This window comes from Marinitoga lauensis, from assembly GCF_004135675.1.
Classification (GTDB): domain Bacteria; phylum Thermotogota; class Thermotogae; order Petrotogales; family Petrotogaceae; genus Marinitoga; species Marinitoga lauensis.
Window position 1 is genome coordinate 362,503 of sequence record NZ_QHLX01000003.1, and the last position, 25,594, is coordinate 388,096.

The window sequence follows — 25,594 nt, forward strand, 5'->3', positions numbered from 1 at the left end:
TCTGGTGGGAGGGTTTTTGATGAAAAATTTGAAAAATGTATACGAACATTTAAAAAAGAATATTGAAAAGGGGAAAACTGATTATGCTGTGCCTAAAAGGTGGATGCCTGATGATTATGAAGGGACAGTAAGATTAAAAGGAAGAACTTTTGTTGTTAATCCTTATGAGTATTTTACGAAAATTATAGAAAAAATATTGAATAATGCAGATGAAATTAATGATTACTCAAAACCGTTATCATTTACAACAAATGAAAAAACAACTGAATGGTTAAAAAAATCAATTATATATAGTGCACACGTAAGAATGACAACCGCTTATCAACATGATGTAAATGCGGCATATTTTAAACCAGATGATGATTTGGGGTACAGAGAAAGCGGAACGTTTTTAAAAATGATAGCTTTATTACCTTATTTGAAGAGTTTCAATGTAAACGCCATTTACTTATTACCAATAACCCAGTCAAGTAATAAATTTAAAAAGGGTGAAGTAGGTTCTCCATATGCAGTAAAAAGCTTTCATCATGTAGAAAAAGATTATCATGATCCATTATTAGAAGGTTTTGATGCAGATCAGGAATTTTCTGCATTTGTTGAAGCAGCACATATGATGGGAATGAGAGTTATTCTTGATTTCATTCCAAGAACTGCCTCAAGAGATAATAATTTAATTTTAGAACATCCAGATTGGTTCTACTGGATTGATATAAATGAATTATCCTCATATAAGCCACCTAAAATTGACGAATTAGACTTTGAACAACCATCACCGGAAAATTTACCGATATTATATTCTAATCCAGAAGTAAAAAAACATTTAAAGAAATTCAGATGGGCTCCGAATATTACAGATCCTCAAAAATGGGAAAATTTTGTCAGGAAAAATAAAGACAATCCAGACTTTTTAGAAGAAATAGTCAAAGAATTTAAAATAATTACAGTTCCAGGATTTTCTGATTGGATTAATGATCCTCAACCAACATGGGATGATGTAACCTTCCTGAGACTTTTTTTAAGCCATCCGATGGAATCTGAAAAATATTTAGAAAATCCAGAAGAACAGCCACCATATGTATTATATGATGTTGTGAAATCAAGTAATTTCCCTGGTAAAGTAAAAAATGAAGAATTATGGAATATGATAGCTAACATCATGCCATATTTCCAGGAAAATTATGGTATAGATGGTGCCAGATTAGATATGGGACATGCATTGCCAAAAGAATTAGAACATAGAATCATATCAAATGCTAAAAATTTTGATCCATCATTTGCAATCATTGCAGAAGAACTTTCAATGGATAATCATAAAAAGGCTAAATTAAGCGGTTATGATGCAATATTAGGAAACACATGGTGGGCAGAGCCAAGACATCAAAAAAGTTGGTTTATAAAAACAGTAAGAGATATAATGCCAAAATTAGAAGTTCCATCAATGGCTACAGCGGAAACGCCAGACTCACCAAGGGCTGTAACAAGAGATGGTGGAGAATTATTTGCAAAATTATCAGCAGTTGTAAATACTTTCATGCCAAACGGACTAACAGTAATAAATTCAGGAAGTGAAATATTTGAAAAACAACCCATGAATTTAGGACTTGACTTTGAAAAGCCAGAAGAAGAAAGGTATAAATATTTAAAACCAACAGATCAATTCTATGGTAAATTGGCATTTTTCGATTATTATGCATTACATTGGGATGTAGATAAACATATGGTAAGATTATTAGTAGCACTTGGTAAAATAAAAAAAGAATATGCAGATTTAATAAGTAATATCAGTCATTATAGATATACAGAACATATGGATAAAGTATTTTCCATATTTTATTGGGATGGTAATAAAGGATTATTAATTCCTGTAAACTTAAACTTTGATAAAGCAGTAAATTTTGGATATGATCTTGGTTATCATACATGGAGAGGGCATCATAAAATAAGCTTATTGCTTGAAAATTATAGAAGATGTGATTTTAAATGGGATGAAGGAGCATGGCTAAATATTAATCTTAATCCTGGCGAAACGAAAATCTATTTAGTTGAATAAAACCAATAAAAAAGTCTCCCTTGTGGAGACTTTTTTATTATGCTATAATTAGAGAAAAAGGAGGTGGAACTGATGAAAAAACTACCCATTGGAGTACAGGATTATAAAAAGATAATAGAAGGAAATTATGTATATGTAGATAAGACGAAATATATTTATGACCTGATAAGTTCAGAAGTGCCAATATTTTTATCCCGTCCAAGGCGATTTGGAAAGAGTTTAACAGTATCAACATTATATTATATATTCAAAGGAGAAAAAGACTTATTCAAGGATACTTACATATATGACAAATGGGAATTTAAAGAATATCCAATAATAAGAATAAGCATGTTGGACGTATTATCTTCAACAGAAGAAGATTTTAAATACGGATTGCTGGAAATAATAAGATTAGAAGGAGAAAGATATGGAATATCAATAGAAAATACAAATTATAAATATGCATTTAATGAATTAATAATAAAATTATCAAAAAAAGGAAAGGTAGTAATACTGGTAGATGAATATGAAAAACCAATACTTGATAATATAAATAATAAAGAAAAAGCAGAAAGATATAGAGAAATACTTAGGGATTTCTATGTAAGTATTAAATCAAAAGATGAATATATAAAGTTTGTATTCATTACTGGAATAACGAAATTCACAAAAACAGGAGTATTCTCTGCATTAAACAATTTAAACGATATATCATTAAACAAAAAATACTCACAAATGTTAGGATATACACAGGAAGAATTAGAATATTACTTCAAAGAACACATAAAAGAAACATCAGAAGAAATGGGAATAAGTGAAGAAGAATTATTAAAAGGATTAAAAGAGTATTATAATGGCTTTTCATTTGATGGAGAACATTATGTATATAATCCATTCTCAATATTAAAATTCTTTGAAGAAAAGAAATTTCAAAATTACTGGTTTGAAAGTGGATCACCATCATTCTTATACGAATACATAAAAAACAGAAAGATAACCTATGAAGACTTAGTAAAAGAAACAGTAAGTGCAATGGATTTCTCAACAAGAGAAATAGAAGATGCAAATGCAAACATATTCTTTACACAGGCAGGATATTTAACCTTCAAAGGGATAAAAAAATTGGGATTAAAAGAAAAATATATACTTGACTATCCAAACATAGAAGTAAAAAGCAGTTTCTCAAGATTAATATTAGAAGCAAACTATGGATTAAAAGGATTAGATGAAGCAGAAAATATAATATATGAAAAAATATACAACAATGATATAGAAGGATTAATAGAAGAAATAAAAAAAGTAATAAGTGCAATACCGTATAATCTACATCAAAAAGAAGAAAGATATTATCACTCATTAATATTTGCAATACTGGCAATAGCAGGATTGAACGTAAGAGCAGAAGAAATGACAACTCTTGGAAGAAGTGATGTAGTATTAGAATTCAATGAAAGGGTATATATATTCGAAGCAAAACTGGACAAAAGTACAGAAGAGGCGATAAAACAAATAAAAGAAAAGAAATATTATGAAAAATACAGAGGAAAAGAAATATATCTTATAGGAATAAACATAAGTTCGGAAAAAGAAATATAGAGGATTATATAATAAAGAAAATAGAAGAATAACAAAAAACTCCCCAAAAATTGGGGAGTTTTTGTGGTGGCCAGGGACAGAATCGAACTGTCGACACCTGGATTTTCAGTCCAGTGCTCTACCAACTGAGCTACCTGGCCATCTAATAAATGGTGGGTGCTGCAGGGATCGAACCTACGACCTTCTGCTTGTAAGGCAGACGCTCTCCCAGCTGAGCTAAGCACCCACTCGTTTTTTCTGGCGCCCCAACGGATTTGAACCCGTGCCTTTGGCGTGAAAGGCCAATGTCCTAGGCCGCTAGACGATGGGGCATATCCGGTTACATTTCACAACCGAGATATATATTACCAGAATTTTTATTAAAAGTCAAGAAAACAAAAGGTTAAAAACTTTAAGAAATGATTTCTAATTTCGGAATATTGAGCAATATAGAAAAAGTTTTTGAAAAGCTCGCTTCCTATGGCTTATACGATTCTTTACTTCCTGGCCTAATTGCCCAAAGGTTAGTGTTTCTCCTTCTGGAATAAAGATAGGATCATATCCAAATCCACTTTTACCTAAAATAGAATACGCAATTTTGCCTCTTATTTCTCCTTCAACAGAAAAAAGAAGATTGTTTTTTGGATTATAGTATGTTGCAGCACATACAAATCTTGCATTTCTTTTTTCAAAAGGTACGTTTTCCATCTTTTTCAATATATGTTTCATCTTTTCTTTATAAGTTCTATTTTCCATAAATCTTGCAGAATACACTCCCGGAAATCCATTTAATATTTCAATTTCAAGCCAGAGTCATCTGCGATAACAGGTGTTCTCAAAACCTGTGCAGTTTCAATGGCTTTTTTAATAGAATTTTCAAGAAAGGTTTTTCCATCTTCGTTTACTTCAAAATTTTTTAGAATTTCAAACATTCCTTTGATTATAAAACTATCGGGTTTAATTTCATTTACTTCCTTTAATTTGTGTTTATTATTCGTCGCCAGATATATTATCATATTCCCAAACCAACCTCTTTCAATTTTTTAGCCGCTTCAGAAGGATTATCCTGATGAAATACACCAGCTCCAACAACAAATTCAGTTGCTCCAGATAAATATAACTCACGAATATTTTTTAAACCAACACCACCATCTACTTCGATAACAACATTTAATTGTTGCTTTTCTATCATATCCTTTAATTTTTTAATTTTAGGTAATGTGGCAGATATAAATTTTTGTCCTGTGAATCCGGGATTAACGCTCATTATCAATACTCTATCAACAAAAGGTAGTATTTCTTCTAAGAGAAAAACGGGAGTATGTGGGTTTAATGAAACACCTGCGTCACAACCATATCTTTAATCTTTGTTATGGTTCTATGTAAATGAGTAACTGCTTCATAATGAACTGTAATTCCGTTTACTCCCATTTTTACATAATCTTCAATATATCTATCTGGATCAACAATCATCAAGTGAGCATCAAGATATTTTTTGTAATATTTCTAACTGTTTTGATTATAGGAGTTCCTAAAGATATATTTGGAACAAATAAGCCATCCATTACATCTAAATGTATTCCATCAATATTATTTTCTACGTTTTTAATCTCTTCTCCTAATTTTGAAAAATCAGCCGCTAAAATTGAAGGATAAATTTTCATTTCCATCTTTTCCTCCTCATCTTTTTTGATATTCTTCCACTTCATTATATATTTTTAAATAATTTTTATATCTAATTTCTGAAATATCTCCACTCTCAACCGCATCTTTAACACCGCAATGTGGTTCGTTTATATGAATGCAATCATTAAAAGCACAATACATTGAATGTTCATTAAATTCAACAAAGAAATTTTGTAATTCATCGGGTTCAAAATCATATACTTCAAATGCTGCAAATCCTGGAGTATCAGCTACAAATCCACCAAAATCAAATTCTAAAAGTTCAGTGTAAGTTGTAGTATGTTTTCCTCTTTGAAGTTTTTCAGATATTTCTCCTACTTTTAATTTAAGCCCTGGATTAATGGCATTAAGTAAAGAGGATTTTCCAACTCCTGACATTCCTGCAAATGTGGAAATTTTGTTTTTTAAGTAAGTTTTTATTTCTTCTATGCCTATATTTTTTTTAGCACTTGTTAAAATAATCGGGTACAGAGGAGAGTATATTTTTAAAAACTCATCAATTTCTTCTTTTTCTAATAAATCCACTTTATTTAAAACTATAATACAATTAAGATTGTTCTTTTCTACCTGAACAAGAAATTTGTCTATTATTAAATAATCAACTTTTGGGCTTTTTAAACAGGTAACTAATACAGTTTGATCAACGTTTGCTATTTTTGGCCTATATAACAGATTTTTTCTTGGTAAAATATTTTCTATTTTTGCAGATCCGTTTTCTATTGAATATTCTACATAGTCTCCAACTATTGGGTTATTTTTTGTAATTTAAATTTACCTCTCAAGAAAGCAGTAATTTTTTCTCTGGTATTCATGTCTATTAATTCTAACGTATTTGAATGAAACCGAGTCACTATTCCTTTTCCTATTTTCACTTATTCACCTCCGAAGATGCAATTTTTAATAATATTGTATCATTTTTATTAACGATAGTTCCAGGTTTTGGATCCATATCTATGACTGTTTCAATTTTTTCATCAGAGTTATAAATTTTTATTATTTTATAATTTAAACTATAAGAAGTTAAAAATTGTTCCGCTACCTGCAGTGGAACGCCTATTAAATCTGGTACTTTAAGTGGTTCTATCTTTCCTAATTGAACAAAAATATGGCGTCCTTTTTTTACCCGCTTTCCTGCAGAAGGTTCTGTATATAATACTTTGTTTCCAACTCCCTGAATTAGAGGAATTAATCCAATTTCTTTTAAAGCTTTAATAGCAGTATCTTTGCTTTCTCCTTTAACTTCAGGTATAGTAACATAAGCAGAGCTATTTACAAAAATAAATATAAACAGGAGCAATATTAATCCGCCAGAAATTGCTCCTAGAACAAACATTATCATATTGTAAGTTAGCTTTTTTATTATTCTTTTCCAATTTTTCATTTTATCTTTATACCCTTTTTTCTTAATTTTAATTGCCCACATGCTGCATCAATATCAGTACCTTTTTCAATACGCAAAGTAGCTTCAATATTATGTTCTTTTAATTTATTTACAAAGTTAGTTAAGAATCTCTTTGAAGGTCTTTCAAATCCTGCTGGATTAGGATTTACAGGAATAATATTTACCATAACCTTTAGCCCTTTTAATAATTCAGCTAATTCTTCAGCATGCTTTTCTTCGTCATTCAATCCCTTTATTGCAATATATTCTATTGTGATTCTATTTTTTGTTTTTTCCTGATATATTTTGCATGATTGAATAACTTCTTCTATTGGGTATTTTGCATTAATAGGCATAATTTGGTCTCTTATATAATTATTTGGAGCATGCAAAGAGACAGAAAGCCTTATATCCATATCAAAATCAGCCAATTCTTCGATTTTATCAGCAATACCCGCTGTTGAAATTGTAATTCTTCTTGCACCTAAATTTTTCATCTTTTTATTATTCCAATTTTTAATGGCCTTTAATACATTGTCATAATTTAATAGTGGTTCTCCCATTCCCATTAAAACAATATTATTAATATTTACATCTCTTAACTTTTCAATAGCTAAAACCTGGGCTACTATTTCCCCAACAGTAAGATTTCTTTCAAAACCACTTGCACCTGTGGAACAGAATTTACATTTTAAAGCACACCCAACCTGTGTTGATATACATGATGAAACTCTATTAGGATAAAATAGCAATACAGATTCAATAGTTTTACCATCTTCTAATTTCCATAAAAATTTTGTTGTGCCATCTTTTTTTGATTCCTGTATCTCAATAGGCTCAGGAATATAAATATAGAAATGTTCATCCAATAATTCTCTATGAGCTTTTGAGAGATTTGTCATTTCAAAAAAATCAAAAACGTGTTTTTTAAATATCCAATCTAAAACCTGATCAACTCTAAATTTTTGTAATTTTATGCTTTTGAATTCTTCAATTAATTCATCATAACTAAAATCTAAAATATTTTTTTTAACCATTTCGATTACCTCCTAAAATACGCAACATTCATAACTCCATGTTATTTTAAAGTTTAATTTTTCTGCTAATTTAACGGTATTATTTACTGGTTGTACAATTTTATCTGAAATATATAATAATTTTTCTTGCAATTCTTTTCTATATTTTCCTTTTGGATGCATACATCCCAGGGTTAATTTTGCTGACGGAAAAATATTTTTGGCATAATTAAAGACACTATAGACTTCATCAATTAAAGGAGGAGATTCATTTTCAAAAAATGAGCCTTTTGTAGGAATAAAAACCAAAAATATAATTTCATCGATACTATTATATTCTTTAAGTTTATTTAAGGCATCAATTTCATGAGTGAGTTTTCCTCCATTAAGACCTATCGTTATATGTGGTTTAACATTAAAATTCAATTTGAATAAATTATCAAAAGTATTCCACATTTCATCGAATTTATCCATCCCATAAACATCTATCATTGTTTTTTTATTGCCTACTAAATCAAAAGAAATAGCATCGCTGATATCTTTTATTTTCAATAATTCATTATAATCCATAAATCCTGTATGAAGATTATATTTAAAATGATATTTTTCTTTATATTTTTTCAGTTGTTCTACAAAATTATATACAGGGACTTTTATTTCGTTGTTCATTCCTCCGCTTAAAAGCAAAGATGTTTTATCGGATAAATTATCAATATCGTTTATAGTTGCCATGTTCTCTAAATAATGCTTATTACAATGTTTACAGTTCAAATAACAATATTTTCCAGTTAAGGAAATTGATTTTGTATCTCTCATCTTAACAAAATGAATTTTATTTTTCATTCATCTCACCACTAAATCTTTCACATGCCTCTTTTGCAGCAAGTTGTTCAGCGATTTTTTTAGACTTTCCAATGCCTCTTCCATATGTTTTTCCATTAATTCGAGCTTCTATAATAAATGTTCTATTATGTGGAGGTCCATCTTGCCTTACTAACTTATATTCTGGTCTTATTTTAAGATCTTTTTGGGTTAATTCCTGAAGACGCGTTTTATAATCTAAAAATAATTTTCCAGCTATTGCTTCTTTGATATAAGGATTCAAATTTTTTAATGCAAATTCTTTTGCTTTTTTAAAACCGAGGGATAAGTATATTGCACCCAGTATAGCTTCAAAAAGATCTGATATTATTGAATGTTTTTCTCTTCCACCAAATCTTTCTTCGTTTTTACTGAGTAAAATATAATTACCCAAATTTAACTTTTTAGCTGCTTCAAATAATATTAACTCACTACCAACAGTTGCACGAACTCTGGCCATATCGCCTTCATTTAAATCGTAATTCAAAAACAAATGCTCAGCGATTGTTAAATTTAATACAGAGTCTCCAAGGAATTCAAGTCTTTCATTGGAAGCTATTTTTCGGCCTTTAGAAGTATAATCATTAGAATAAGAAGAATGACAAAGAGCTTCAAAAAGAAGCTCTTCATCGATATTATCAATACCAATAATTTTTTTAACCTTTTTTACTATTCCTTTTTCATAATCATTCATTTATTTTCTCCTTAATAACTGAGTATAAGGAATCTTCGTCTAATTTAAAGATTTTAAATAATGAAGCATTATTTCCAGATGGTGAGTAATTATCTACTCCCAATGATTCAACACTTAAAGGACTTAATTTATTTTCTACAACAGATTTCGAGAATTCCACAATTAAACCATTGTATTTGTTATGATCTTCGTAAATTATTACATGTGAATTATTTATATATTCGCTTATTTTTGCAGCATCAAATTCCAATGGAGCTGATACATTTATAACTGTTATATTAATTCCCTCTTCTTTTAATTTATCTGCAACATTAACCGCTTTATGAGCAACGCTTCCATGAGTTAAAATAGTTACTTTTTCACCTTTTCTTAAAATGTCCATTTTTCCATATTCGAATTCATAATTTTCACCAAAGAAAGGATTTCCATTTTCATCTAAAATTGCAGGTATTTTTGATCTGCCCATTGCTATTACAACATTACCTATTGTTGAGGCTGCATATCTTACAGCTTTATCAGTTTGGTTTGGATCAGCTGGAACTATTAATTTTGTATCAAAGAAACTTCTTACTATTCCAATATAATTAATTTCATGGTGAGTTTTTCCATCTTCTCCAATATCTATACCACAATGAGTAACAGCAGTTTTTAAGTTTGTATGGTTAATATCGTTTAATCTTTGTTGATTAAATGTTTCGTCAAGACCAAATACTCCAAAATCTGCAAAGAATGGAACAACACCACAAACGGACATTGCACCTGCAATAGTTGCAGCATTATGTTCTTGAATACCAATTTGAACATATGTTTCAGGACTAACTTTTTCAAATTTCCCTAATTTTACTGAAGGTTTCAGATCACAATCAACGGCTACAATAGGCACTTTGCCTTTATTTACTTTAGCTAAATCAGCAATAGCATTACCAAAAGCACCTCTATTGTCTACCTTGTCATCCTTTGTATAAACTATAGGAGTTCCAGGATCTGCAGTTACTACATAATCTTCAAATTCTAATTTCTTTCTTAATAATGGTAAATTCTTTCTCATTTTTTTGTATTTTTCAATGTCATTTTCTAAACCCAATTCTTTTAAAGCTTTATCCAATTCATCTTCTTTTAATGGAGCACCATGATATTCATGCCTATTTTCCATGAATGAAACGCCTTTACCAATAATTGTTTTTGCAATAATTACAGTTGGACCTAATTTGTAGCTTTTAGCTTCTTCAATGGCATTGAATAATTGTTCATAATCATGTCCGTCAACTTCAATAATATTCCATCCTGCAAATTCGTATTCTTTAACGATATCAACATATAACACATCCTTGCTCTACCAGAAATTTGTATATCATTGTAATCTACTAATACAGTTAAATTATTTAGATTTTCTTTTTTGGCAGTTCTTCTTGCTTCAGCAATTTGTCCTTTTGGAGATTCTCCATCACTGTGCAATACAAATACGTGATAATTATCTCCTGTTATTTTAGCAGCTAAAGCCATACCAACACCTGCAGATAAACCTTGACCTAAATTACCTGTAGTCCATTCAACACCAGGTATTCCCCTTGTAATATGACCTTCAAATATTGAACCTGCGTGTCTAAATCCTGCAATTAAATCATCAACGTTAAAAAATCCTAATCTTGCTAAAGCTGAATAAACACCAGGTGATGTATGACCGTGACTTATAACAACTCTGTCCCTTTTAGGATCAAACGGGTTTTCTGGGTCTATATTTGCCATATTAAAAACACTTAAATACATATCAATTGAAGACATTGATCCTCCAGGGTGACCGGATTTTGCAACGGTAGTCATTTTTAAGATATCGCCTCTACATAATCTTCCGAGTTCTTTTAATTCGCTTAATGATTTCTTCATCTAAACTCCTCCTCCTTCTATATTCTCGCCATATATAAGAATTATTTTAATTTTCGTATAATCAATATAATCACATTTAGTATAACACTAATTAATATAGTTGATGTTAAAGGAAAATAAAAAGTAAAATTTTCTTTTTTATTAAAATATCACCAGGTAATCTTCCAATTTTAAATGGAATTTTATCAAAAAAGTAAATCATCAAGCCAATGATGATCAAAACAATGCCAGCAGAAATAATATATTTTCCTAAATCTTGCATATTAATCACCTAAGGGGCAATTTTTTTTAAAATACTCAAAAGGCAATTTAACCATTACAGGTTGGTTGTTTTCTATAATTTGTAAGGTTACCTGTTTTAAGAAAGCGTTAACAGTTATAACTCTTGCAGGAACATTTTCATATTCAATGGTTGAACCTTCATTTGGAATGCATTTCAATTCATTTTCATAAAATTCGTTTTCATATGCCAGACAACACATTAAACGGCCACATCTTCCTGAAATTTTTGCTGTATTTATAAGCATTTGTTGGGTTTTTGCCATTTCCATTTTTATTGAATCGAATTTTCTCAAAAAACGAGAACAGCAGGTAACCTGACCACATAATCCGATAGCACCAATCATTTTTACTTCATCTCTAATTCCAATTTGACGGAGTTCTATTCTTGCCTTGAATTCTTTTGCCAGATTTTTAACCAATTCTCTAAAGTCAACTCTTGTATCAGAACCAAAATAAACAATAATTTTAGACCTATCAAAAACAAATCTTGCTGATAGAATTCTCATGGGTAATCCCAATTCTTTAGCTTTAATCTCAGTTACTTCTTTAGCTTTGCGAGCCATTTTCTTATTTTCTTCATATTTTTCTAAATCACTATCATCTAATTTTCTTAAAATAGAGGTTACTTCATATCCAATTTCCTCAAAAGTCAGTTCTTTTGGTCCAATTACAACTTTTCCCACATCTAACCCATATCTGTATTTACCAATACCAGATCACCTATTTTAATATCTTCGCCATTTCCTGCATAATAAAGTATAGGAGATAATTTAGTAATTTCCACTCCATATACTAAAGCTTTTAAATTTATCATGTTTATTCCTCCTTATTTTTGAAAAAAGCCTGGATAAACCTTAAAAACATTGTTTGAATGGTCAAATCGAAATTAAAATTGGAAATAGAACTTTTTGAAATATTTTCGCACCACTGGACATTTTCGTATATTTTTTTAAAGTCCAGTTCAAAATCAGCTAAACCAAAGAATTTAACCATATTAAGGGAATAGAATTCTTTCCAGTAACTGGTTAGACCAAAAATAAATGCATCATGATATAGCGCCAGAAATAATTTTGAAAATAATTTTAAAAGTTGAAGTTTATTATTTATTTTATTTTTGTACGATAATATTTTATCAATTATATTTTGAATTTCTATTAAGCTGAGTTTTTCAAATCTTTTTATTATTTCAAAAAAAGCTTCATATCTAAAAAACTTATTTTCTATGTTCATACTTTCATCCATTAAATATTTTATAAGGGTTGAAATGTCTATTTCTGGAAAACGTTTTATAATGTCTAATATATTTTTTGAGGCATCAGGGTTTTTAAAGATGTAATATGCACATTCAAAATCTGTTTTTATTGAAAAAGACAAATATATATAATGCTCAGAATATTCATTTTTATTCTATCAATTAAATCAGGATTTGGTAGTAAAAATTTATATAACCTACTTCTTATTGTTGGTAAAAGATGATGCCATCTTGTAGTTGTTCCTATTATAATAGCAAAAGAAGGAGGCTCTTCAAGAATTTTTAAAGCAGCATTGGCAGCTTGAATATTCATTTTATCGATTTCATGTATAATTACCAGTTTATAATCAGAAAAATTGGGTTTGTACATTAAAAATTCTTGCATATTCCTGATATCAGAAATTTTAATATTACCATCTTTTGGTAATATTTCCAGTATGTCATTGATATTAATATTTTTTTTTAAAGTATCTATTGTATTATGAAGTAAATATTTATCTTGATTGACAAGACATATGGAATTTCCTTTAAAATTTGAAATTTTATCCAGTAATATTTTAATCACCCCATCATTTATATAGATCAAGAAGTAGTCCATTTATGGAATCAATTTTTTTTGCATAAAGGAAAGCTCCGCTTTCATTTTTTAATAAATCATCAGTTAAAGATTTAAGTTCTTCATTGATTTTCTCAGCTACAATATAAAAGTTTTTTTCTTTAAAATTCATTTTAGAATTTAATTTATATAAGTTTTTTTCAATTTTTTTTAGAAAGCTTTTCACGCTCTTTTTATATTTTTCTAGATTTTTTTCTATAGGAGATCTTTTAAATTCAGCACCATACTCTTCAATTTTTTCAAGTAATTTATTTAAATCTTTTTTTATGATTTCTATTTCATTTAAATCCATAATCTCTGTAAAAGAACTTTTTTTTCTGTGAATGGATCTATGTGATTTAGAAGATTTTTTATTTTTTATTTTTTTATCTTCAGGTTTTTGAGAGGAGTTTCCAGATAAAGGATTGATAAACATATCACTCACCTCCGGTGAGAATTTTATACACTGCTTATTCTTATTATACTACAAAAAAGAAAAAAAGGGGATATCCCCTTTTTATGCTTTTATATGAGATTTGGTTAATTTTATTATAACTTTTCGATATGGTTCTAGACCAATAGATTCTGTTTCCAAATGAGGATATTGCCTTCTTACATATTCATGAACAATTCTTCTTTCATAGGAAAACATAGGAGCTAATTCAATTTTTTCAGTTTCTTCATTCAATCTTCTTATTGCATTATCGACAATTTCATAGATTTTTTCTTTTTTCTTTCTTCTATATTCTCCTACATCAAGATTAACATCGATTTTTGTGCTTGAAAGTCTGTTAATAAAGATTGATAAGATATGTTGCATTGCACCAATCGTTCTTCCATATTTTCCGATTAGTTTTCCTAATCCATCGCCTTCCATTCTAACCAGGACATTTTTACCTTGAAAATTTATAGAGTAATTGAAATCTCCATCGAAATGCTCTAAAATAGAATTTAAGAATTCGTTTAACTTATTCATTAAATATTTTTCGTTTAAAAAGGCGTTAATTATAGCAGATTTGTTACCAATTCCTAAAAATCCTTTTTTTGGTTGTTGAATAACTTCAAAATTAATTTCTTCAGGTGAAACACCATAGTATTTAACCGCTTCATCAAATGCCAGGTCAATACTTTTTCCTTCAAATTGCTTTTCTCGAATCTTAATGTTCATTCGAACACCTCCTAATGCGACTATTTTGATGTTTTATAGGGTTTTGGACCTAAACCTAAAAATTCTCTTAATGTTAAACCTTTAACATTGTTTTTCTTATTAACATAATAGGTAATGAATATTTGTAAAACTGCATTAGTTACCCAGTAAATGAATATTCCAGTTGGTAACCCTATAAATAAAAATGGGAAAACAATCATCATAATTGATGTATTCCATGCTGTTTTTCTATCAGTTGCAGATTGTAAAGCGTTATATAAATATGCTAAAACACTTAATAGTACAAGAACAATATTTTGACTAAATCCGCCTTGTGACAAATCTGACCATATTAAAAATTGTGGATTATAAGCAAAAGTTCCTTGATAATAATTTATAGCTCCATACAAAATCCAGAAAATTGGTAATTGAATAAAAGCAGTTAAACATCCACCAGCAGGGTTAATTTTATGTTCTCTGTATAATTCCATTAAGGCCTGTTGCTGTCTTTGTGGATCTTTATACTTCTTTTTTATTTTTTCAATTTCCGGTTGTAATTTTCTCATTTCTATCATTGATTTTGTTTGCTTGTGATATAAAGGATATAATATTAGTCTTATAACGACAGTGAATATCATTATAGCCCAGCCAAAATTACCAGTAAATCTATATAACCACCATAAGAAAGTTACAAAACCATAATTTATATACCATAACCAGTTTATTGCCCCAACTGATTTTGCTAATAACTTTATTCGCTCATATTTTTCTGGGAATATTTGTTTTATAAAAATGAATTTTGAGGGCCCCATATACGCTTTAAATGAAATGTCTTTGGAAATAATGATACTTTGATTTTCTATTTTTAAATTTCCAGCATCAAAAACAAACATTGATTTAATGGGTTTGGCTAAATAAGAAATTAATAATTCATTTTCATTTGCAACAGTGTTAGGATAAGAAATAGTAGGAATTACAACCTTTCCTTTTAAATTTTTGAAAGAAATATCAAAATTGTAGTAAGGGCTATTATAAAACTTATAACTTTTTATTCCGCCATTATCGAAATAATATTTGATTTCAATGAAATTATTAACATGGTCTTCTGAAATATCGAAGGAAGTTGGTAAAATTTCATTACCATTTTCATCGTATAGATCAAAGCTATCATTATAATAACTATAAATCTTAATAAATATTGTATTACTCCTATTTTGTAAAATTTCAAAGCTTTTCATATGTCCATAATTATCTAATGAAACCTTATATAATCTCATTTGTAAATTTATTTCTGTTGATGATGAAGTAATATTATATTCTGGAGTTTGTGAGAAAACAAAAACTCCTAGGACAATAAGTCCTATAATTAAAATTAACTTTTTCAATTTTTTACACCCCTTTGTTTATTTTTTGTAGATGGTATAAATACAAATTTTTCTGGGACTGGATCAATACCACCCTGGTGAAAAGGATTGCACCTTAAAATTCTCAATATACCTAAATACAGACCTCTTAAAACACCAAACTTTTCTATGGCCTCATAAGTATAGGTGGAACAAGTGGGATAATAGATACATTTTGAGGGTTTATAAGGTGAAATGAATTTTTTATAAATTTTAATAAGTCCCAAAAATATTTTTTTCATTTTAAGCGCTCCGATATATTTAAAATAATATTTTTAAAATCTTCAAAAGACATATTATCAAAATCCTTTGAAAGTTTTTTCCGAGGCAAAAAAACTATATCATAATCTTGTGGAAAGAGACTTTTATTTCTTCTGTATATTTCTCTAATATAGCGTTTTAATTTATTTCTTTTATGAGCTTTCCCAAATTTCCTTTTTATTGTAATACCTATTCTTGAGAAACCAAGATTATTTTTAGTATATACAACTACAAAATAATCGTTAATATGTCTCTTTCCACAAGAAAAAACTCTGTCAAAATCATTTTTAAAATGAATTCTTTCTCTTTTCTTTAAAGTTTCTCTCATATTACACAGCTAATCTTTTTCTTCCTTTAGCTCTTCTTCTTCTTAATACAGCTCTTCCACCTGGAGTTTTAGTTCTTGCTAAAAATCCATGTGTTCTTCTTCTTTTTGTTCTGGAAGGTTGGTATGTTCTTTTCATTAAAATTCCTCCTTTTTCAAATTTTTCTATATACCTTCACCTATTATACCCTTAAAATATTTTTTATGTCAATAAGAAAAGTTACAATTATTTTTTTTTAAGAAAAATTCGGGGAATCCCGAATTTAATGTAACGTTTTTAATTGTTCTTTTCTTAAGTTTATAATCTGGATTAATTTAGTATATTCATCATTTGTGATTTCGCCTATTTTAAAATCACAATGATAATATCCTTTGAATATTTCTTCTTTGTATATAATTTCCCCAATTAAATTGATTTTTAAATTCATAGCTTCGAAAGTAATTAGAAGTTTTGTATCAATCATATTATTTATCTTGTCTTTCAGAGCATAGAAAATGATATTTTTATTTGAAATACTTTCAATGTTTAATTTAAAGGCTTTTTCATTATCAAGACGCCAAACATATTTATTCACAAAAACCACTCGTTTTAGAGGTACCCCTATACCATTTAAATTCCATTTTACGGAAGCTATTTCACCTTCATTGACTTCTTTATTTATTTTTAATATATAACCCATCTTATTTTTTCCTAAAATAGTACAATTTTTATTAAAGGAATTATTATTTGAATAATATTCAATAGAAATATTGTTTTCAAGCTTTAAGAACTTTTCGCAAATATTGATTACCTTTCCATCAACTTCAATGCTTTTTTTAGGAATAAAAATATTAATATAATCTCTTTTTGAATTAAGAACTTTTGCTTCTACTCTGACTATTTTTCCTTCAATATCAAAATTGACAAATACATCATTGTATTTCATTAATGAATTTTGTAAAAGCCCGCCATAAAATTCCGGTATAATTTTTATTACAGTATCAACAATAGTTTTATCTAACTTACCATTTTCAACCATTTTCATTAATATTTTAGGAGCGTCTTCAATTTTAAGGGCCTTTCTCCATGGTCTATTTGAGAGTAAAGCATCTGTAACTTCTGCTACCGCTAAAATCCTTGATAATAGTGACAAATCATATTTATTTTTGCCTGTATATCCGCTTCCATCTAAATACTCATGATGGTATTTAGCTATTTCAACATATTCAGAGAAATAATCATTACCAGCAAACAAGAATTCTAATTTTCCAGTGTGCTGTTTTATTTGTTCTAATTCTATAGGAGTTAATTTTTCCGATTTTTGAAGTATATCTTTTGAAATCCATATTTCTCCTAAATCATGTATTAAAGCAGCATAGTATAATTTTTCTATTTTCTCCTGATCTAATTTTAATTTCTCAGCAATAAGCACAGAAAGATCAGCAATTCTTAAAGAATGATAATAAGTATATGCGTCGTGAGCTTTTAATATGTAAAATAATGAGTTTATAGTTTGTTCGATAGCATATTCTTTTAAAACAGAATCTTTAACATCAAGAATAATGGTTAAAAAGCTTTTTAAATGCTCATAAAAAACTTCTTTTAAAGTGTTAATATTATCATATTTTGTTGTTTTATCCATAAGAATATAAATGAAACCCACAACTTCATTTCTAAAAATAATATTTTGTCCTAAAGCAAAATAATCCTCTATACCATCAAAAAATGTTTATTAATTGATTCCTCATATAACACAGAATCAAAATTATTAATACGAAATTTATCTTCTACAGAAAAATACATATCATTCATTGAAAAATCAAAGTCCATTTTTTTAGAATCAAAATAAGATATAATCCTGAAAAGATTATCAGAAATTTTAATACCTAAAATTAATCTGAAATTGGTAACGGGAATATTGGCAATTATGGAATTAATAGAATCATAATGTTCATTCATTTGTGTCACCTTTTCTTTTGAAATTTTTTGAAGTTCCAACGATTATATACATCCCATCTTTTAATAATTCAGGAGATTTAATATTGTTTATTTTTAATAAATATTCAACAGAAACTCCAAAAATTCTGGAAATACTATATAAAGTATCTCCATTTTTTACTCTATAATATATATAATTATCTTCTTTTGGTTCTTCCTTATAAAATTTTTCAAAAACAGAATTATCCAGAGAATATATTTCTCGTGGAATTGTATCTTCTATTACAAATGAAAAATTATTCACGTTTAAATTGGTGCTTTCCTGGCTAACTTTTATACCATGAATGGAAATATTTTTGTATAATATTAATATGGATATGTTTGCATTTTTAATTTCCTCAGAATATTTTTTAATAACTTCATTGGTATTTAATACTTTAAAATCATTACCAGAATAGTTATCATATCTTTCAATTAAACCAATTACAAAAATCTCATTATTTTTATATAAATATTTTGTATAAGGCATATAATAATTTTTTCTTTGTATTCTATATTGGCTAATAAGAAAGGTGTATTTATATCAAAAAGACCTTTATTTAATTTAAAACCTAAAAAAGGCCTATATGCAGGAATTTCATAGTATCCACTATTACTTTTAGAAAAATTTGTTGAAAAAGCCAAAATACTATATATAAAAACAGCAATTATAATAATAATTTTTTTCATAATAATCCCTCCTGATTTTTCAGGATAATTATATCATAAAATAATTAAATTTCATTATAAATATCAATAAAAATAGTTTCTAAATCAAATTTTTCTTCTAATATGGTTGAAATAGCTTTTACACCAAAAGTTTCAGTGGAGTAATGTCCGGCATTAATATAATTTATCTTCATTTCTTCGGCAATATTTCTAATATGTTCCTTTACTTCACCGGTAATAAATGTATCAACTCTTCCTTCTAATTTTTCAAAAGCATAAGAAGCTCCTCCTGAAATTATAGCAACCCTTTTTACAAAATCTGAGTTTTGATAAATTAAAATATCTTCTCGTTTAAAGACATTTATTAGCTTTTTTTTAAATTCATCAAATGGTAGTTCTTTATTATATTCTCCAATAAATCCTACATCATAGGGCGCTAAAATTTTTAGTTCTAATTTTTGTAAAATCTGTGCATTATTTCCATAAATAGGATGTGCATCAAGTGGTAAATGATATCCCATTAATGTAATATCCTTTTTTATAAGAGGAGCAACCCTTTCTTTAAAATAACCGCGTATCTTGAAAAAATCTTTTCCGAAAATGCCGTGATGAACAAATAACATATCCGCATTATGTTTTATAGCTTCATTTAAAAATGCTTTATTAAAAGAAACACCAACTGCGACTTCACTTACTTCGGTTTTACCTTCGATCTGAATTCCATTAAAACAAAAATCGTTAAATTTATCGATTTCTAATAATTCATTTAAATATTTTTCTATTTCAAAAATATTAGCCACAAAATCACCTCCATAATAAAATTATACCCTAAGAATTTTCTTTTTCTAAATCTTCAAATAGTAGTTTTTCTATCTCTGATTCTTCAACATAATATGAAACACCAATTTTTTTAGCTTTGATTTTTTTTCTTTTTATCCAACGCCTTATTGTATCAGGATGTACTTCAAATCTTTCTGCAACTTCTTTTGTACTATAAAACTTCTTTCCTTTAAATTCGATCATAAAACTACCTCCTTTTTAAGTATTATTAAGCATCTCTATGTAATATTATATATTTTTATGTGATAAAAGTCAATAATTATTTTATTTTTTACAAAATCTTAATAAAAGGTTTTATGGTATTTATAAACTGTATTTAGGTATTTAGCAATAGTGAAATAGACATTATAAGCGTATTATCGATGTTAAGGTGATGGCTATAGACCTACACATGTGATGGGTATACACACACACCTTTTTAAAAGGTGATGGCTATAGACCTACACCTTAACATCTTATAATTAAAAAGTGTAGGTATATATACCTACACCTTCAAAAAAACGTAACATTATAAAACTTTATCATTTTTAGCAATTTCATAATTACCTCTCCAGGTATCAATGACAATACATTCATATTTATTTAGTTGTTCCATAATCTTCTTATCAACACCGTATTTTCTTGCAGTTTCGAGCTCATTAAGTTCAAAGAATTTAAATAAAATAAGGATATGAGCTTGTTTAATAGCCGCTTTATTTATATCACTAAACTGCTGGGTAACAAAAATAATATCAATACCTCGTTTTCTTGCAGTTTTAACGAGTTTTTCTAATTCAATAGGATTCTTTTTGAGCGGATAAAACATATGAGCTTCGTCTATTAATAAAACTATATTTCCCTTATTCCATACAGAACGAGAAAATCTATTTACAAAATTGAACAGCAAAGTATCGTCTATATATTCAGTCTCAATAATAAGTCTATCAAAAGAGGTTATAAGCTTATCAGTATTAATTTTATCAGCTATTTCATCGTTTAACTGTAATAACTTCATATTACCGAGTTTAAGGTGATCATGCGAATTATCCAGGACGAATAATTTCTTTTCTTCAGCTAATTCATTAGCTAATTTTCTTGCAAGATAACTTTTACCTGATCCTGATTTTCCAAGAATAGTATAAATCATTCTCCCACCTCTGGTAAATTTGGTAAAGCTGGGATAATAAACCCATTTCCTATAATACCGATTGCACCAAGGATAAGAACCATTTTAGGGCTCATTTTTTTAATAGAGAGTGTATTAACAGCATCTTTAAATCCTAACATTTTCAAATAAGCCATAGTAGATTGCTTATATCTTTCGACGAAAGTAGGATCATTAATTTTACGTATATTAGCGATTTGAGAGCCTACAAATTCAATACCCATTTCAATAGTCATATCATCGAACTGAAAATTATCGATAAAATCATTTTCGTTTATAGTTTCATCTGTTTCTGTATCTTCCATAATTTCCTGAAAATCATTAACAACAACATCATTTATATTCTCCATATTATAACCCCCTTCTAAATTGTGCAAATGGATCTATTTTTTCCTGGACAACAGGTGCAGGCATAACCTTATTTTCAATAACTGGTGTAGAACTTCTTTGCATTAAAGCAATAACAAAACCGGCAAAAACAGCAATAGCAAGTGGTTTAACTATATCCAGGATATTGTCATTTTCTTTAGGTTGTTCTTTTTTTTCCTCTTTTTTTTCAATAACGGGTTCTGTATAATTTTCATACACAGTTGCCTTTGATTCTCTAACAGCCTGTCTTAAAATAACAGGCACAGAAGTTTTATTTACTTCCATATCCTCTATCACCTCAGTTTCATTTATATCTTCCTCAACGTATCTTTTACCTTTCAAAGTTTCTTTCAACCTATCAATTAAGTATTTTTTCTCTTCATAATACTTTGCAGCGATTTCCTGAGCTGCTTTAATTTTTTCCTCATAAGTTTGAGCTGATCTATCTATATTTTGAAAGAAAAAAGAAGGTAATTCTAAATCATCGGCATATTTTTCAAGTTGTTTCAAATGATGTTGTACTGAATTCTTATGCAAATCTAAAGCACTGGCAATTTGGCCAAAAGAAAGGTTATACCGTCTCATAAAATAAATACTAATAGCCTCTAACTCATAAAACTTCAAGAAACTTCACCCCCTCAATATTTTAAAAATGATAAATCCTATTAAAAAAATTCCCAGTGATCCAATCAAAAGACTTGATCCTGCACTTTGGCCAACGAGTTTTAATTCATCTGCATTTTTAGCGATAATATCAATTACACGTATTGTAATTACTTCAACTGCGAAAGTGCCAGCAAAAATAGTAACTAAAATGGCAAAAACCCACTTAGCGGCTAACTTAACATCAGTGGGATTATCAAGTCTATATATTTCCCCTTTTTTCAAATCCAATTTTTTAGCGTTATTAGTGGGATCTAAATCCATTCTATACATTATTTTCAAACCATCGTCATAATCTTTTATATCCAGGATATTTAAAGATTTCATAATCCAACCTTTTTTTCTAAATTCAGAATCTAATTTAAAATAAATATTATTATTAGCGGCATAAACATTAGCGACTGACTTAACAGGTAATATAACATCGAGAATTAATTCCATATTTTCACCTCGCAATACTACATATAGTATTAATAATATAACCACATACTAAATATACCATAAAAGTATACTTATTGTCAATGATAAACAAATGAATATCATGTCAGTTTAACGTCATTTGATGAAAACTTTAGATAAATAGCCGTAGTATTCAAACTTGAATGACCTAACAATGACTGAATAACGTTTATAGGCACACCTTCATTAATTTTTGATATAGCAAAAGAATGTCTTAGCTTATGAACGCTAACGTCCTTTTCAATACCAGCCTTTTTAGCTGCGATTTTAATTTCTCTTTGAATAGATCTTTTACCAGGTAAAATATCTTTAAAGTTTTCAAATAGATCTTTTAATTTCTTATCAATCTTCAAAACTCTTTCCTTATTACCTTTACCCAAAACACGTAATATATATGTATTTCTATTTATTTTTTCAAAATCCAGGTTATATAGCTCTGATAATCTCAACCCTGTTTTATATATAAACTCAAAGATATAGCAATAAGGTTCTCGAGAATTTTTAATAAGCTTTTTAATTTCTTTTTCAGTTAAAAAACGTGGTAAAGCGTTATAACGAGGGGGTTTTAAATGCTCCCAGAATTTCTTTTTAATTTTCCCATTATCGTATAAATAATTTAAAAATGAGCGAACTATAGTAATTTTTCGAGCTATAGTATTTGGCTTTTGATTTTTAATTTTCTCCATGAATAAATTTAAACCCTGCATTGAAGCAGGGTTTTTAACTTTAGAAAATTCATTTAAAACCTGGTTATAATTTTTCAAAGTAGTTGAATTTACATTTTTTATCAAAGATAATTCATTTAAAAAATTCTCTATTTCTTTTTTAATACGCATTACAATCACCTGTCATAAAATGTATATTTTGTGAAATTTGAATTATTCATATAGATCGATTTTATCTGTATCAGTTAGCCAGGTATCTGGTAAAATTGCTGGATCATAGGATAATGTCAATGCTTCTGGGTCATTATTTATTACTGTAATTTCGTGATTTGTGAATAATATAGAAACGTTGTTATAATTTGGGTTTGTAATTCCACCTTTACCTTTTATTTCCTCTCTTGAATATTCTTTAACATCTTTTATATAAAACAAAATTTGTTTATCTGATTTTTTAAACATTATTGCATTCATACTATTTCACCTCCTGCTATAATAAATTGTTTATATTTTTCACATTTGCAGTAAGAGATGTTCCGAATGTTCCACTTGATAAGTTTGCAAACGCTCCATTACTCATTCGTATATGATATTGATTATTATCAAATACGTTATTGTTTAGTCTAAAAATTGAAGTATGTAAATCAATTCCAAATGTATCATTAATTCCTGAATCAATAAAATTTTTAAATTGACAATTTGAGATATAACCCAGACCATAATATACAATCAACCCTTTTGAATTATTATAATCAATACTTTTTCCATCAAATACTACGTTGTGGACATTAATCTTTGAATTATACCCATCAATGTATATACAATATCTATAACTCCCATACCATATGGTGAAATTTTAAAATTCTCAAAATCGAACGTTTTTGTATAAACATTTTTAAAAAATAAATAAAATTCATCTAAGTACGTATCATCTGCATTTGCTGTTTCCCTTGGATTAACAATCTTGTAATAAATTTATCAGGTATATCAATTATTTCTGAACCATTTATTGTATGTGTCCCTTTTTTTATAGTTACTATTAAAGAACTGAGATATTTTGGAAGAGCGTTAAATAATGCTGTAAATGTTTTATAAGGTTTATTATAACTACCGTCTGCTGTTGAATCATCACCATTTGTTGGATCAATATATAAAGATAATTCATCTGTTTTTATTCTATTATTAATATCATCTATATCTGCTTTACTCGCAATATCTGCCATGTTTATAACAGGCAAATTTCCAAAAGGATTAAAACCCATATTCTCACCTCGCTAAATTATTTTTCCTAAAATATAACTTAATGCTGCAATAGATCCGAATTTTAAAAAAGTATTAGTTTTCTCTTTATTTTCATATTCTGAGTTTCTGTATAGATGATTTCTAAGCTCGTTTATTGCTTTAGTTGGTGTTGCAACCTGTATATTATACTTATAGTCATTATTATCAAAAACTTCAGCCCTTTTATATTTGTAATAAATAAAACCGTCTTTTAATTCAATACCAAGCATTACATATGCATAAATAGGGAAGTAAATATCCTTTAAATAACTCAATATCCCCTTTAAAGAATTTGCATAAACATAAGCCTGGTAATCTGTAAGGATCTTTTCATTAAAACGCTTGTTGCATGAGCTCCAGTGATGTTTTCCTTATCGCCAAAAACATAACCATCAAATTTACATTTCCACCTTTTCACCAAGTGCAATAGCAACAGCATTATAAACCTGTGTATATCCTCACAATCACCTTTCATAGCATAAATAGTTGCTCTTGCTGTTTGCATTAAATCCTCATGTTTTTGAGATAATAATTTGTTGTAAATTCATCATCTGAATACCGCAAAGATAGAATAAATAAGGAATATCGTTAATGTTTTAATAGGTATATTATATTTTTCAATTGTTCTAAAAATGCTTTGTAGTTTATTCATTTAATCCTGTTTCTACATCTAACGGTTTAGTTTTATAAACTTATCCTCTACAATTTCCTTTAAATCTTAAGACTCCACTTGTACCAACTCCAATGCAATTAACTTGCCCTTTCTAAGATTAGAAATAATTAATGTTTCCTTATCCTGTTTATTACACTATTTAATTCAAACCTGTTTTTTGCACTCATTAATCCATAATGATATAAAATTGCAAGCCTTTCAAAATCACTTAAATACTGATAAAATTTCGTATTTTATATTTTCAAGTTTGGGTAAATCGATCTCTTCCAGCAAGTTTAAAATTTGCATACTATTTCTGTTGAAGTTACTGGATCAAATATATTCAAATTCTCTGCTCTAACTCTTTTAATAGCCCATGGTGTCATTTGATAAAGCCCAACCGCATTAGTGGCAGGGTTACGTGCGGCTGGGTTAAAACTACTTTCTGCAAAGCTAAAGATAATATGTCAAGGGGGGATAGAGTTTTACGCTGGCCATTATTTT

33 protein-coding genes, 3 tRNA genes and 5 pseudogenes are annotated in these 25,594 nt (G+C 28.3%); 2 read left to right on the plus strand and 39 right to left on the minus strand.

Annotation, left to right across the window (positions count from 1 at the left end; translation table 11 throughout):
• Positions 1-19: 19 nt before the first annotated feature.
• Both DJ007_RS07035 and DJ007_RS07040 read left to right on the plus strand, forming a co-directional pair.
• Positions 20-2,050, plus strand: a complete 2,031-nt coding sequence (locus DJ007_RS07035) for an alpha-amylase family glycosyl hydrolase (RefSeq protein ID WP_129408957.1) — start codon at positions 20-22, stop codon at positions 2,048-2,050.
• A 72-nt stretch (positions 2,051-2,122) separates the two neighbouring features.
• A pseudogene (locus DJ007_RS07040) lies at positions 2,123-3,660 on the plus strand (ATP-binding protein).
• 32 nt (positions 3,661-3,692) lie between these two features.
• Here the strand turns inward: DJ007_RS07040 and DJ007_RS07045 are convergent.
• The 39 genes and pseudogenes from DJ007_RS07045 to DJ007_RS07230 all read right to left on the minus strand — a co-directional run bounded on the left by DJ007_RS07045 (position 3,693) and on the right by DJ007_RS07230 (position 25,554).
• Positions 3,693-3,768 (minus strand) — tRNA-Phe (locus DJ007_RS07045).
• 10 nt (positions 3,769-3,778) lie between these two features.
• Positions 3,779-3,854: transfer RNA gene (locus tag DJ007_RS07050), tRNA-Val, on the minus strand.
• A gap of 12 nt (positions 3,855-3,866) precedes the next feature.
• Positions 3,867-3,939: transfer RNA gene (locus DJ007_RS07055), tRNA-Glu, on the minus strand.
• Between the two features lie 94 nt (positions 3,940-4,033).
• Positions 4,034-4,623: pseudogene (gene rdgB, locus DJ007_RS20120) on the minus strand (RdgB/HAM1 family non-canonical purine NTP pyrophosphatase).
• A pseudogene (rpe, locus tag DJ007_RS20125) lies at positions 4,620-5,277 on the minus strand (ribulose-phosphate 3-epimerase). The pseudogenes rdgB and rpe overlap by 4 nt, the downstream one beginning before the upstream one ends.
• A 10-nt stretch (positions 5,278-5,287) precedes the next feature.
• A pseudogene (gene rsgA, locus DJ007_RS07070) lies at positions 5,288-6,105 on the minus strand (ribosome small subunit-dependent GTPase A).
• Positions 6,106-6,161: 56 nt separating this feature from the next.
• On the minus strand, positions 6,162-6,674 hold the full coding sequence (locus tag DJ007_RS07075; protein ID WP_165974055.1) for a PASTA domain-containing protein: 513 nt from the start codon (positions 6,672-6,674) through the stop codon (positions 6,162-6,164).
• A complete protein-coding gene (gene rlmN, locus DJ007_RS07080) occupies positions 6,671-7,711 on the minus strand; it encodes a dual-specificity RNA methyltransferase RlmN (RefSeq protein ID WP_129408961.1) in 1,041 nt (346 codons plus the stop codon). Before rlmN ends, DJ007_RS07075 begins: the two co-directional genes overlap by 4 nt.
• Before the next feature lie 12 nt (positions 7,712-7,723).
• Entirely contained in the window at positions 7,724-8,533 is an 810-nt protein-coding gene (gene lipS1, locus DJ007_RS07085) for a LipS1 family lipoyl synthase (protein ID WP_129408962.1), read from the minus strand.
• Entirely contained in the window at positions 8,523-9,245 is a 723-nt protein-coding gene (gene rnc, locus DJ007_RS07090; RefSeq protein WP_129408964.1) for a ribonuclease III, read from the minus strand. The genes lipS1 and rnc overlap by 11 nt, the downstream gene beginning before the upstream one ends.
• Positions 9,238-11,129 (minus strand): annotated as a pseudogene (locus tag DJ007_RS07095) (transketolase). The gene rnc and the pseudogene DJ007_RS07095 overlap by 8 nt, the downstream one beginning before the upstream one ends.
• A gap of 106 nt (positions 11,130-11,235) precedes the next feature.
• On the minus strand, positions 11,236-11,391 hold the full coding sequence (locus tag DJ007_RS07100; RefSeq protein ID WP_240739342.1) for a DUF2905 family protein: 156 nt from the start codon (positions 11,389-11,391) through the stop codon (positions 11,236-11,238).
• Between the two features lies 1 nt (position 11,392).
• The gene (locus DJ007_RS07105) at positions 11,393-12,094 is read right to left on the minus strand and encodes a PSP1 domain-containing protein (RefSeq protein WP_240739343.1); all 702 of its coding nucleotides are present in this window, start codon (positions 12,092-12,094) and stop codon (positions 11,393-11,395) included.
• A 2-nt stretch (positions 12,095-12,096) separates the two neighbouring features.
• Positions 12,097-12,225: a hypothetical protein gene (locus DJ007_RS19085; RefSeq protein WP_276318696.1), complete on the minus strand. Its 129-nt coding sequence runs from the start codon at positions 12,223-12,225 to the stop codon at positions 12,097-12,099.
• A gap of 2 nt (positions 12,226-12,227) precedes the next feature.
• On the minus strand, positions 12,228-12,785 hold the full coding sequence (locus DJ007_RS07110) for a hypothetical protein (RefSeq protein WP_206076193.1): 558 nt from the start codon (positions 12,783-12,785) through the stop codon (positions 12,228-12,230).
• A complete protein-coding gene (locus tag DJ007_RS07115) occupies positions 12,770-13,228 on the minus strand; it encodes a DNA polymerase III delta subunit-related protein (protein ID WP_165974056.1) in 459 nt (152 codons plus the stop codon). Before DJ007_RS07115 ends, DJ007_RS07110 begins: the two co-directional genes overlap by 16 nt.
• Positions 13,229-13,232: 4 nt before the next feature.
• The gene (locus tag DJ007_RS07120) at positions 13,233-13,694 is read right to left on the minus strand and encodes a YaaR family protein (protein ID WP_129408970.1); all 462 of its coding nucleotides are present in this window, start codon (positions 13,692-13,694) and stop codon (positions 13,233-13,235) included.
• A gap of 81 nt (positions 13,695-13,775) precedes the next feature.
• The gene (jag, locus tag DJ007_RS07125; protein ID WP_129408971.1) at positions 13,776-14,426 is read right to left on the minus strand and encodes an RNA-binding cell elongation regulator Jag/EloR; all 651 of its coding nucleotides are present in this window, start codon (positions 14,424-14,426) and stop codon (positions 13,776-13,778) included.
• A 20-nt stretch (positions 14,427-14,446) separates the two neighbouring features.
• On the minus strand, positions 14,447-15,790 hold the full coding sequence (gene yidC, locus DJ007_RS07130) for a membrane protein insertase YidC (RefSeq protein ID WP_129408973.1): 1,344 nt from the start codon (positions 15,788-15,790) through the stop codon (positions 14,447-14,449).
• Entirely contained in the window at positions 15,787-16,050 is a 264-nt protein-coding gene (yidD, locus tag DJ007_RS07135; RefSeq protein WP_129408975.1) for a membrane protein insertion efficiency factor YidD, read from the minus strand. Before yidD ends, yidC begins: the two co-directional genes overlap by 4 nt.
• Positions 16,047-16,397, minus strand: a complete 351-nt coding sequence (rnpA, locus tag DJ007_RS07140; RefSeq protein ID WP_129408976.1) for a ribonuclease P protein component — start codon at positions 16,395-16,397, stop codon at positions 16,047-16,049. The genes yidD and rnpA overlap by 4 nt, the downstream gene beginning before the upstream one ends.
• A gap of 1 nt (position 16,398) precedes the next feature.
• Positions 16,399-16,533: a 50S ribosomal protein L34 gene (rpmH, locus tag DJ007_RS07145; RefSeq protein WP_072863658.1), complete on the minus strand. Its 135-nt coding sequence runs from the start codon at positions 16,531-16,533 to the stop codon at positions 16,399-16,401.
• Positions 16,534-16,657: 124 nt separating this feature from the next.
• Positions 16,658-18,016 (minus strand): HD-GYP domain-containing protein, encoded by a 1,359-nt coding sequence (locus tag DJ007_RS07150; RefSeq protein ID WP_129408978.1) that lies wholly within the window; start codon positions 18,014-18,016, stop codon positions 16,658-16,660.
• Positions 18,017-18,084: 68 nt separating this feature from the next.
• On the minus strand, positions 18,085-18,333 hold the full coding sequence (locus tag DJ007_RS07155) for a hypothetical protein (RefSeq protein WP_129408980.1): 249 nt from the start codon (positions 18,331-18,333) through the stop codon (positions 18,085-18,087).
• A complete protein-coding gene (locus DJ007_RS07160) occupies positions 18,326-18,841 on the minus strand; it encodes a LysM peptidoglycan-binding domain-containing protein (RefSeq protein ID WP_129408982.1) in 516 nt (171 codons plus the stop codon). The genes DJ007_RS07155 and DJ007_RS07160 overlap by 8 nt, the downstream gene beginning before the upstream one ends.
• Positions 18,796-19,041 (minus strand): hypothetical protein, encoded by a 246-nt coding sequence (locus DJ007_RS07165; protein WP_129408983.1) that lies wholly within the window; start codon positions 19,039-19,041, stop codon positions 18,796-18,798. Before DJ007_RS07165 ends, DJ007_RS07160 begins: the two co-directional genes overlap by 46 nt.
• A 44-nt stretch (positions 19,042-19,085) precedes the next feature.
• A complete protein-coding gene (locus DJ007_RS07170; protein ID WP_129408985.1) occupies positions 19,086-19,820 on the minus strand; it encodes a Nif3-like dinuclear metal center hexameric protein in 735 nt (244 codons plus the stop codon).
• 28 nt (positions 19,821-19,848) lie between these two features.
• Positions 19,849-20,043, minus strand: coding sequence for a helix-turn-helix domain-containing protein (locus tag DJ007_RS19090; RefSeq protein WP_129408987.1), 195 nt, complete (start codon positions 20,041-20,043; stop codon positions 19,849-19,851).
• Positions 20,044-20,368: 325 nt separating this feature from the next.
• Positions 20,369-20,986 carry a zonular occludens toxin domain-containing protein gene (locus DJ007_RS07180; protein ID WP_129408989.1) on the minus strand — a complete coding sequence of 206 codons (618 nt, stop codon included), beginning with the start codon at positions 20,984-20,986 and terminating at the stop codon, positions 20,369-20,371.
• A complete protein-coding gene (locus DJ007_RS07185; RefSeq protein ID WP_129408991.1) occupies positions 20,983-21,354 on the minus strand; it encodes a hypothetical protein in 372 nt (123 codons plus the stop codon). Before DJ007_RS07185 ends, DJ007_RS07180 begins: the two co-directional genes overlap by 4 nt.
• 1 nt (position 21,355) lies before the next feature.
• Positions 21,356-21,958 carry a helix-turn-helix domain-containing protein gene (locus DJ007_RS07190; protein WP_129408993.1) on the minus strand — a complete coding sequence of 201 codons (603 nt, stop codon included), beginning with the start codon at positions 21,956-21,958 and terminating at the stop codon, positions 21,356-21,358.
• A 45-nt stretch (positions 21,959-22,003) separates the two neighbouring features.
• Positions 22,004-22,477: a hypothetical protein gene (locus DJ007_RS07195; RefSeq protein WP_129408995.1), complete on the minus strand. Its 474-nt coding sequence runs from the start codon at positions 22,475-22,477 to the stop codon at positions 22,004-22,006.
• A gap of 98 nt (positions 22,478-22,575) precedes the next feature.
• Positions 22,576-23,331, minus strand: coding sequence for a tyrosine-type recombinase/integrase (locus DJ007_RS07200; protein ID WP_129408996.1), 756 nt, complete (start codon positions 23,329-23,331; stop codon positions 22,576-22,578).
• 42 nt (positions 23,332-23,373) lie between these two features.
• Positions 23,374-23,631 carry a hypothetical protein gene (locus DJ007_RS07205; protein ID WP_129408998.1) on the minus strand — a complete coding sequence of 86 codons (258 nt, stop codon included), beginning with the start codon at positions 23,629-23,631 and terminating at the stop codon, positions 23,374-23,376.
• A 16-nt stretch (positions 23,632-23,647) separates the two neighbouring features.
• On the minus strand, positions 23,648-23,890 hold the full coding sequence (locus DJ007_RS07210; protein ID WP_129409000.1) for a hypothetical protein: 243 nt from the start codon (positions 23,888-23,890) through the stop codon (positions 23,648-23,650).
• A gap of 184 nt (positions 23,891-24,074) precedes the next feature.
• Entirely contained in the window at positions 24,075-24,419 is a 345-nt protein-coding gene (locus DJ007_RS07215) for a hypothetical protein (RefSeq protein ID WP_129409002.1), read from the minus strand.
• A 12-nt stretch (positions 24,420-24,431) separates the two neighbouring features.
• Entirely contained in the window at positions 24,432-24,713 is a 282-nt protein-coding gene (locus DJ007_RS07220) for a hypothetical protein (protein ID WP_129409003.1), read from the minus strand.
• A gap of 8 nt (positions 24,714-24,721) precedes the next feature.
• On the minus strand, positions 24,722-24,943 hold the full coding sequence (locus DJ007_RS07225) for a hypothetical protein (protein ID WP_129409005.1): 222 nt from the start codon (positions 24,941-24,943) through the stop codon (positions 24,722-24,724).
• 443 nt (positions 24,944-25,386) lie between these two features.
• Positions 25,387-25,554 carry a transglycosylase SLT domain-containing protein gene (locus tag DJ007_RS07230; RefSeq protein ID WP_129409007.1) on the minus strand — a complete coding sequence of 56 codons (168 nt, stop codon included), beginning with the start codon at positions 25,552-25,554 and terminating at the stop codon, positions 25,387-25,389.
• Between the last annotated feature and the right edge of the window lie 40 nt (positions 25,555-25,594).

Bases quoted from the DNA above. Each gene is read 5' to 3' on its own strand.
- DJ007_RS07035 (WP_129408957.1), top strand. From the start codon at position 20: ATGAAAAATTTGAAAAATGTATACGAACATTTAAAAAAGAATATTGAA.
- DJ007_RS07075 (WP_165974055.1), bottom strand. From the start codon at position 6,674: ATGAAAAATTGGAAAAGAATAATAAAAAAGCTAACTTACAATATGATA.
- rlmN (WP_129408961.1), bottom strand. From the start codon at position 7,711: ATGGTTAAAAAAAATATTTTAGATTTTAGTTATGATGAATTAATTGAA.
- lipS1 (WP_129408962.1), bottom strand. From the start codon at position 8,533: ATGAAAAATAAAATTCATTTTGTTAAGATGAGAGATACAAAATCAATT.
- rnc (WP_129408964.1), bottom strand. From the start codon at position 9,245: ATGAATGATTATGAAAAAGGAATAGTAAAAAAGGTTAAAAAAATTATT.
- DJ007_RS07100 (WP_240739342.1), bottom strand. From the start codon at position 11,391: ATGCAAGATTTAGGAAAATATATTATTTCTGCTGGCATTGTTTTGATC.
- DJ007_RS19085 (WP_276318696.1), bottom strand. From the start codon at position 12,225: ATGATAAATTTAAAAGCTTTAGTATATGGAGTGGAAATTACTAAATTA.
- DJ007_RS07120 (WP_129408970.1), bottom strand. From the start codon at position 13,694: ATGTTTATCAATCCTTTATCTGGAAACTCCTCTCAAAAACCTGAAGAT.
- jag (WP_129408971.1), bottom strand. From the start codon at position 14,426: ATGAACATTAAGATTCGAGAAAAGCAATTTGAAGGAAAAAGTATTGAC.
- yidD (WP_129408975.1), bottom strand. From the start codon at position 16,050: ATGAAAAAAATATTTTTGGGACTTATTAAAATTTATAAAAAATTCATT.
- rnpA (WP_129408976.1), bottom strand. From the start codon at position 16,397: ATGAGAGAAACTTTAAAGAAAAGAGAAAGAATTCATTTTAAAAATGAT.
- rpmH (WP_072863658.1), bottom strand. From the start codon at position 16,533: ATGAAAAGAACATACCAACCTTCCAGAACAAAAAGAAGAAGAACACAT.
- DJ007_RS07150 (WP_129408978.1), bottom strand. From the start codon at position 18,016: ATGGATAAAACAACAAAATATGATAATATTAACACTTTAAAAGAAGTT.
- DJ007_RS07155 (WP_129408980.1), bottom strand. From the start codon at position 18,333: ATGAATGAACATTATGATTCTATTAATTCCATAATTGCCAATATTCCC.
- DJ007_RS07160 (WP_129408982.1), bottom strand. From the start codon at position 18,841: ATGCCTTATACAAAATATTTATATAAAAATAATGAGATTTTTGTAATT.
- DJ007_RS07165 (WP_129408983.1), bottom strand. From the start codon at position 19,041: ATGAAAAAAATTATTATTATAATTGCTGTTTTTATATATAGTATTTTG.
- DJ007_RS19090 (WP_129408987.1), bottom strand. From the start codon at position 20,043: ATGATCGAATTTAAAGGAAAGAAGTTTTATAGTACAAAAGAAGTTGCA.
- DJ007_RS07180 (WP_129408989.1), bottom strand. From the start codon at position 20,986: ATGATTTATACTATTCTTGGAAAATCAGGATCAGGTAAAAGTTATCTT.
- DJ007_RS07185 (WP_129408991.1), bottom strand. From the start codon at position 21,354: ATGGAGAATATAAATGATGTTGTTGTTAATGATTTTCAGGAAATTATG.
- DJ007_RS07190 (WP_129408993.1), bottom strand. From the start codon at position 21,958: ATGAGACGGTATAACCTTTCTTTTGGCCAAATTGCCAGTGCTTTAGAT.
- DJ007_RS07195 (WP_129408995.1), bottom strand. From the start codon at position 22,477: ATGGAATTAATTCTCGATGTTATATTACCTGTTAAGTCAGTCGCTAAT.
- DJ007_RS07200 (WP_129408996.1), bottom strand. From the start codon at position 23,331: ATGCGTATTAAAAAAGAAATAGAGAATTTTTTAAATGAATTATCTTTG.
- DJ007_RS07205 (WP_129408998.1), bottom strand. From the start codon at position 23,631: ATGAATGCAATAATGTTTAAAAAATCAGATAAACAAATTTTGTTTTAT.
- DJ007_RS07215 (WP_129409002.1), bottom strand. From the start codon at position 24,419: ATGGGTTTTAATCCTTTTGGAAATTTGCCTGTTATAAACATGGCAGAT.
- DJ007_RS07225 (WP_129409005.1), bottom strand. From the start codon at position 24,943: ATGCAAACAGCAAGAGCAACTATTTATGCTATGAAAGGTGATTGTGAG.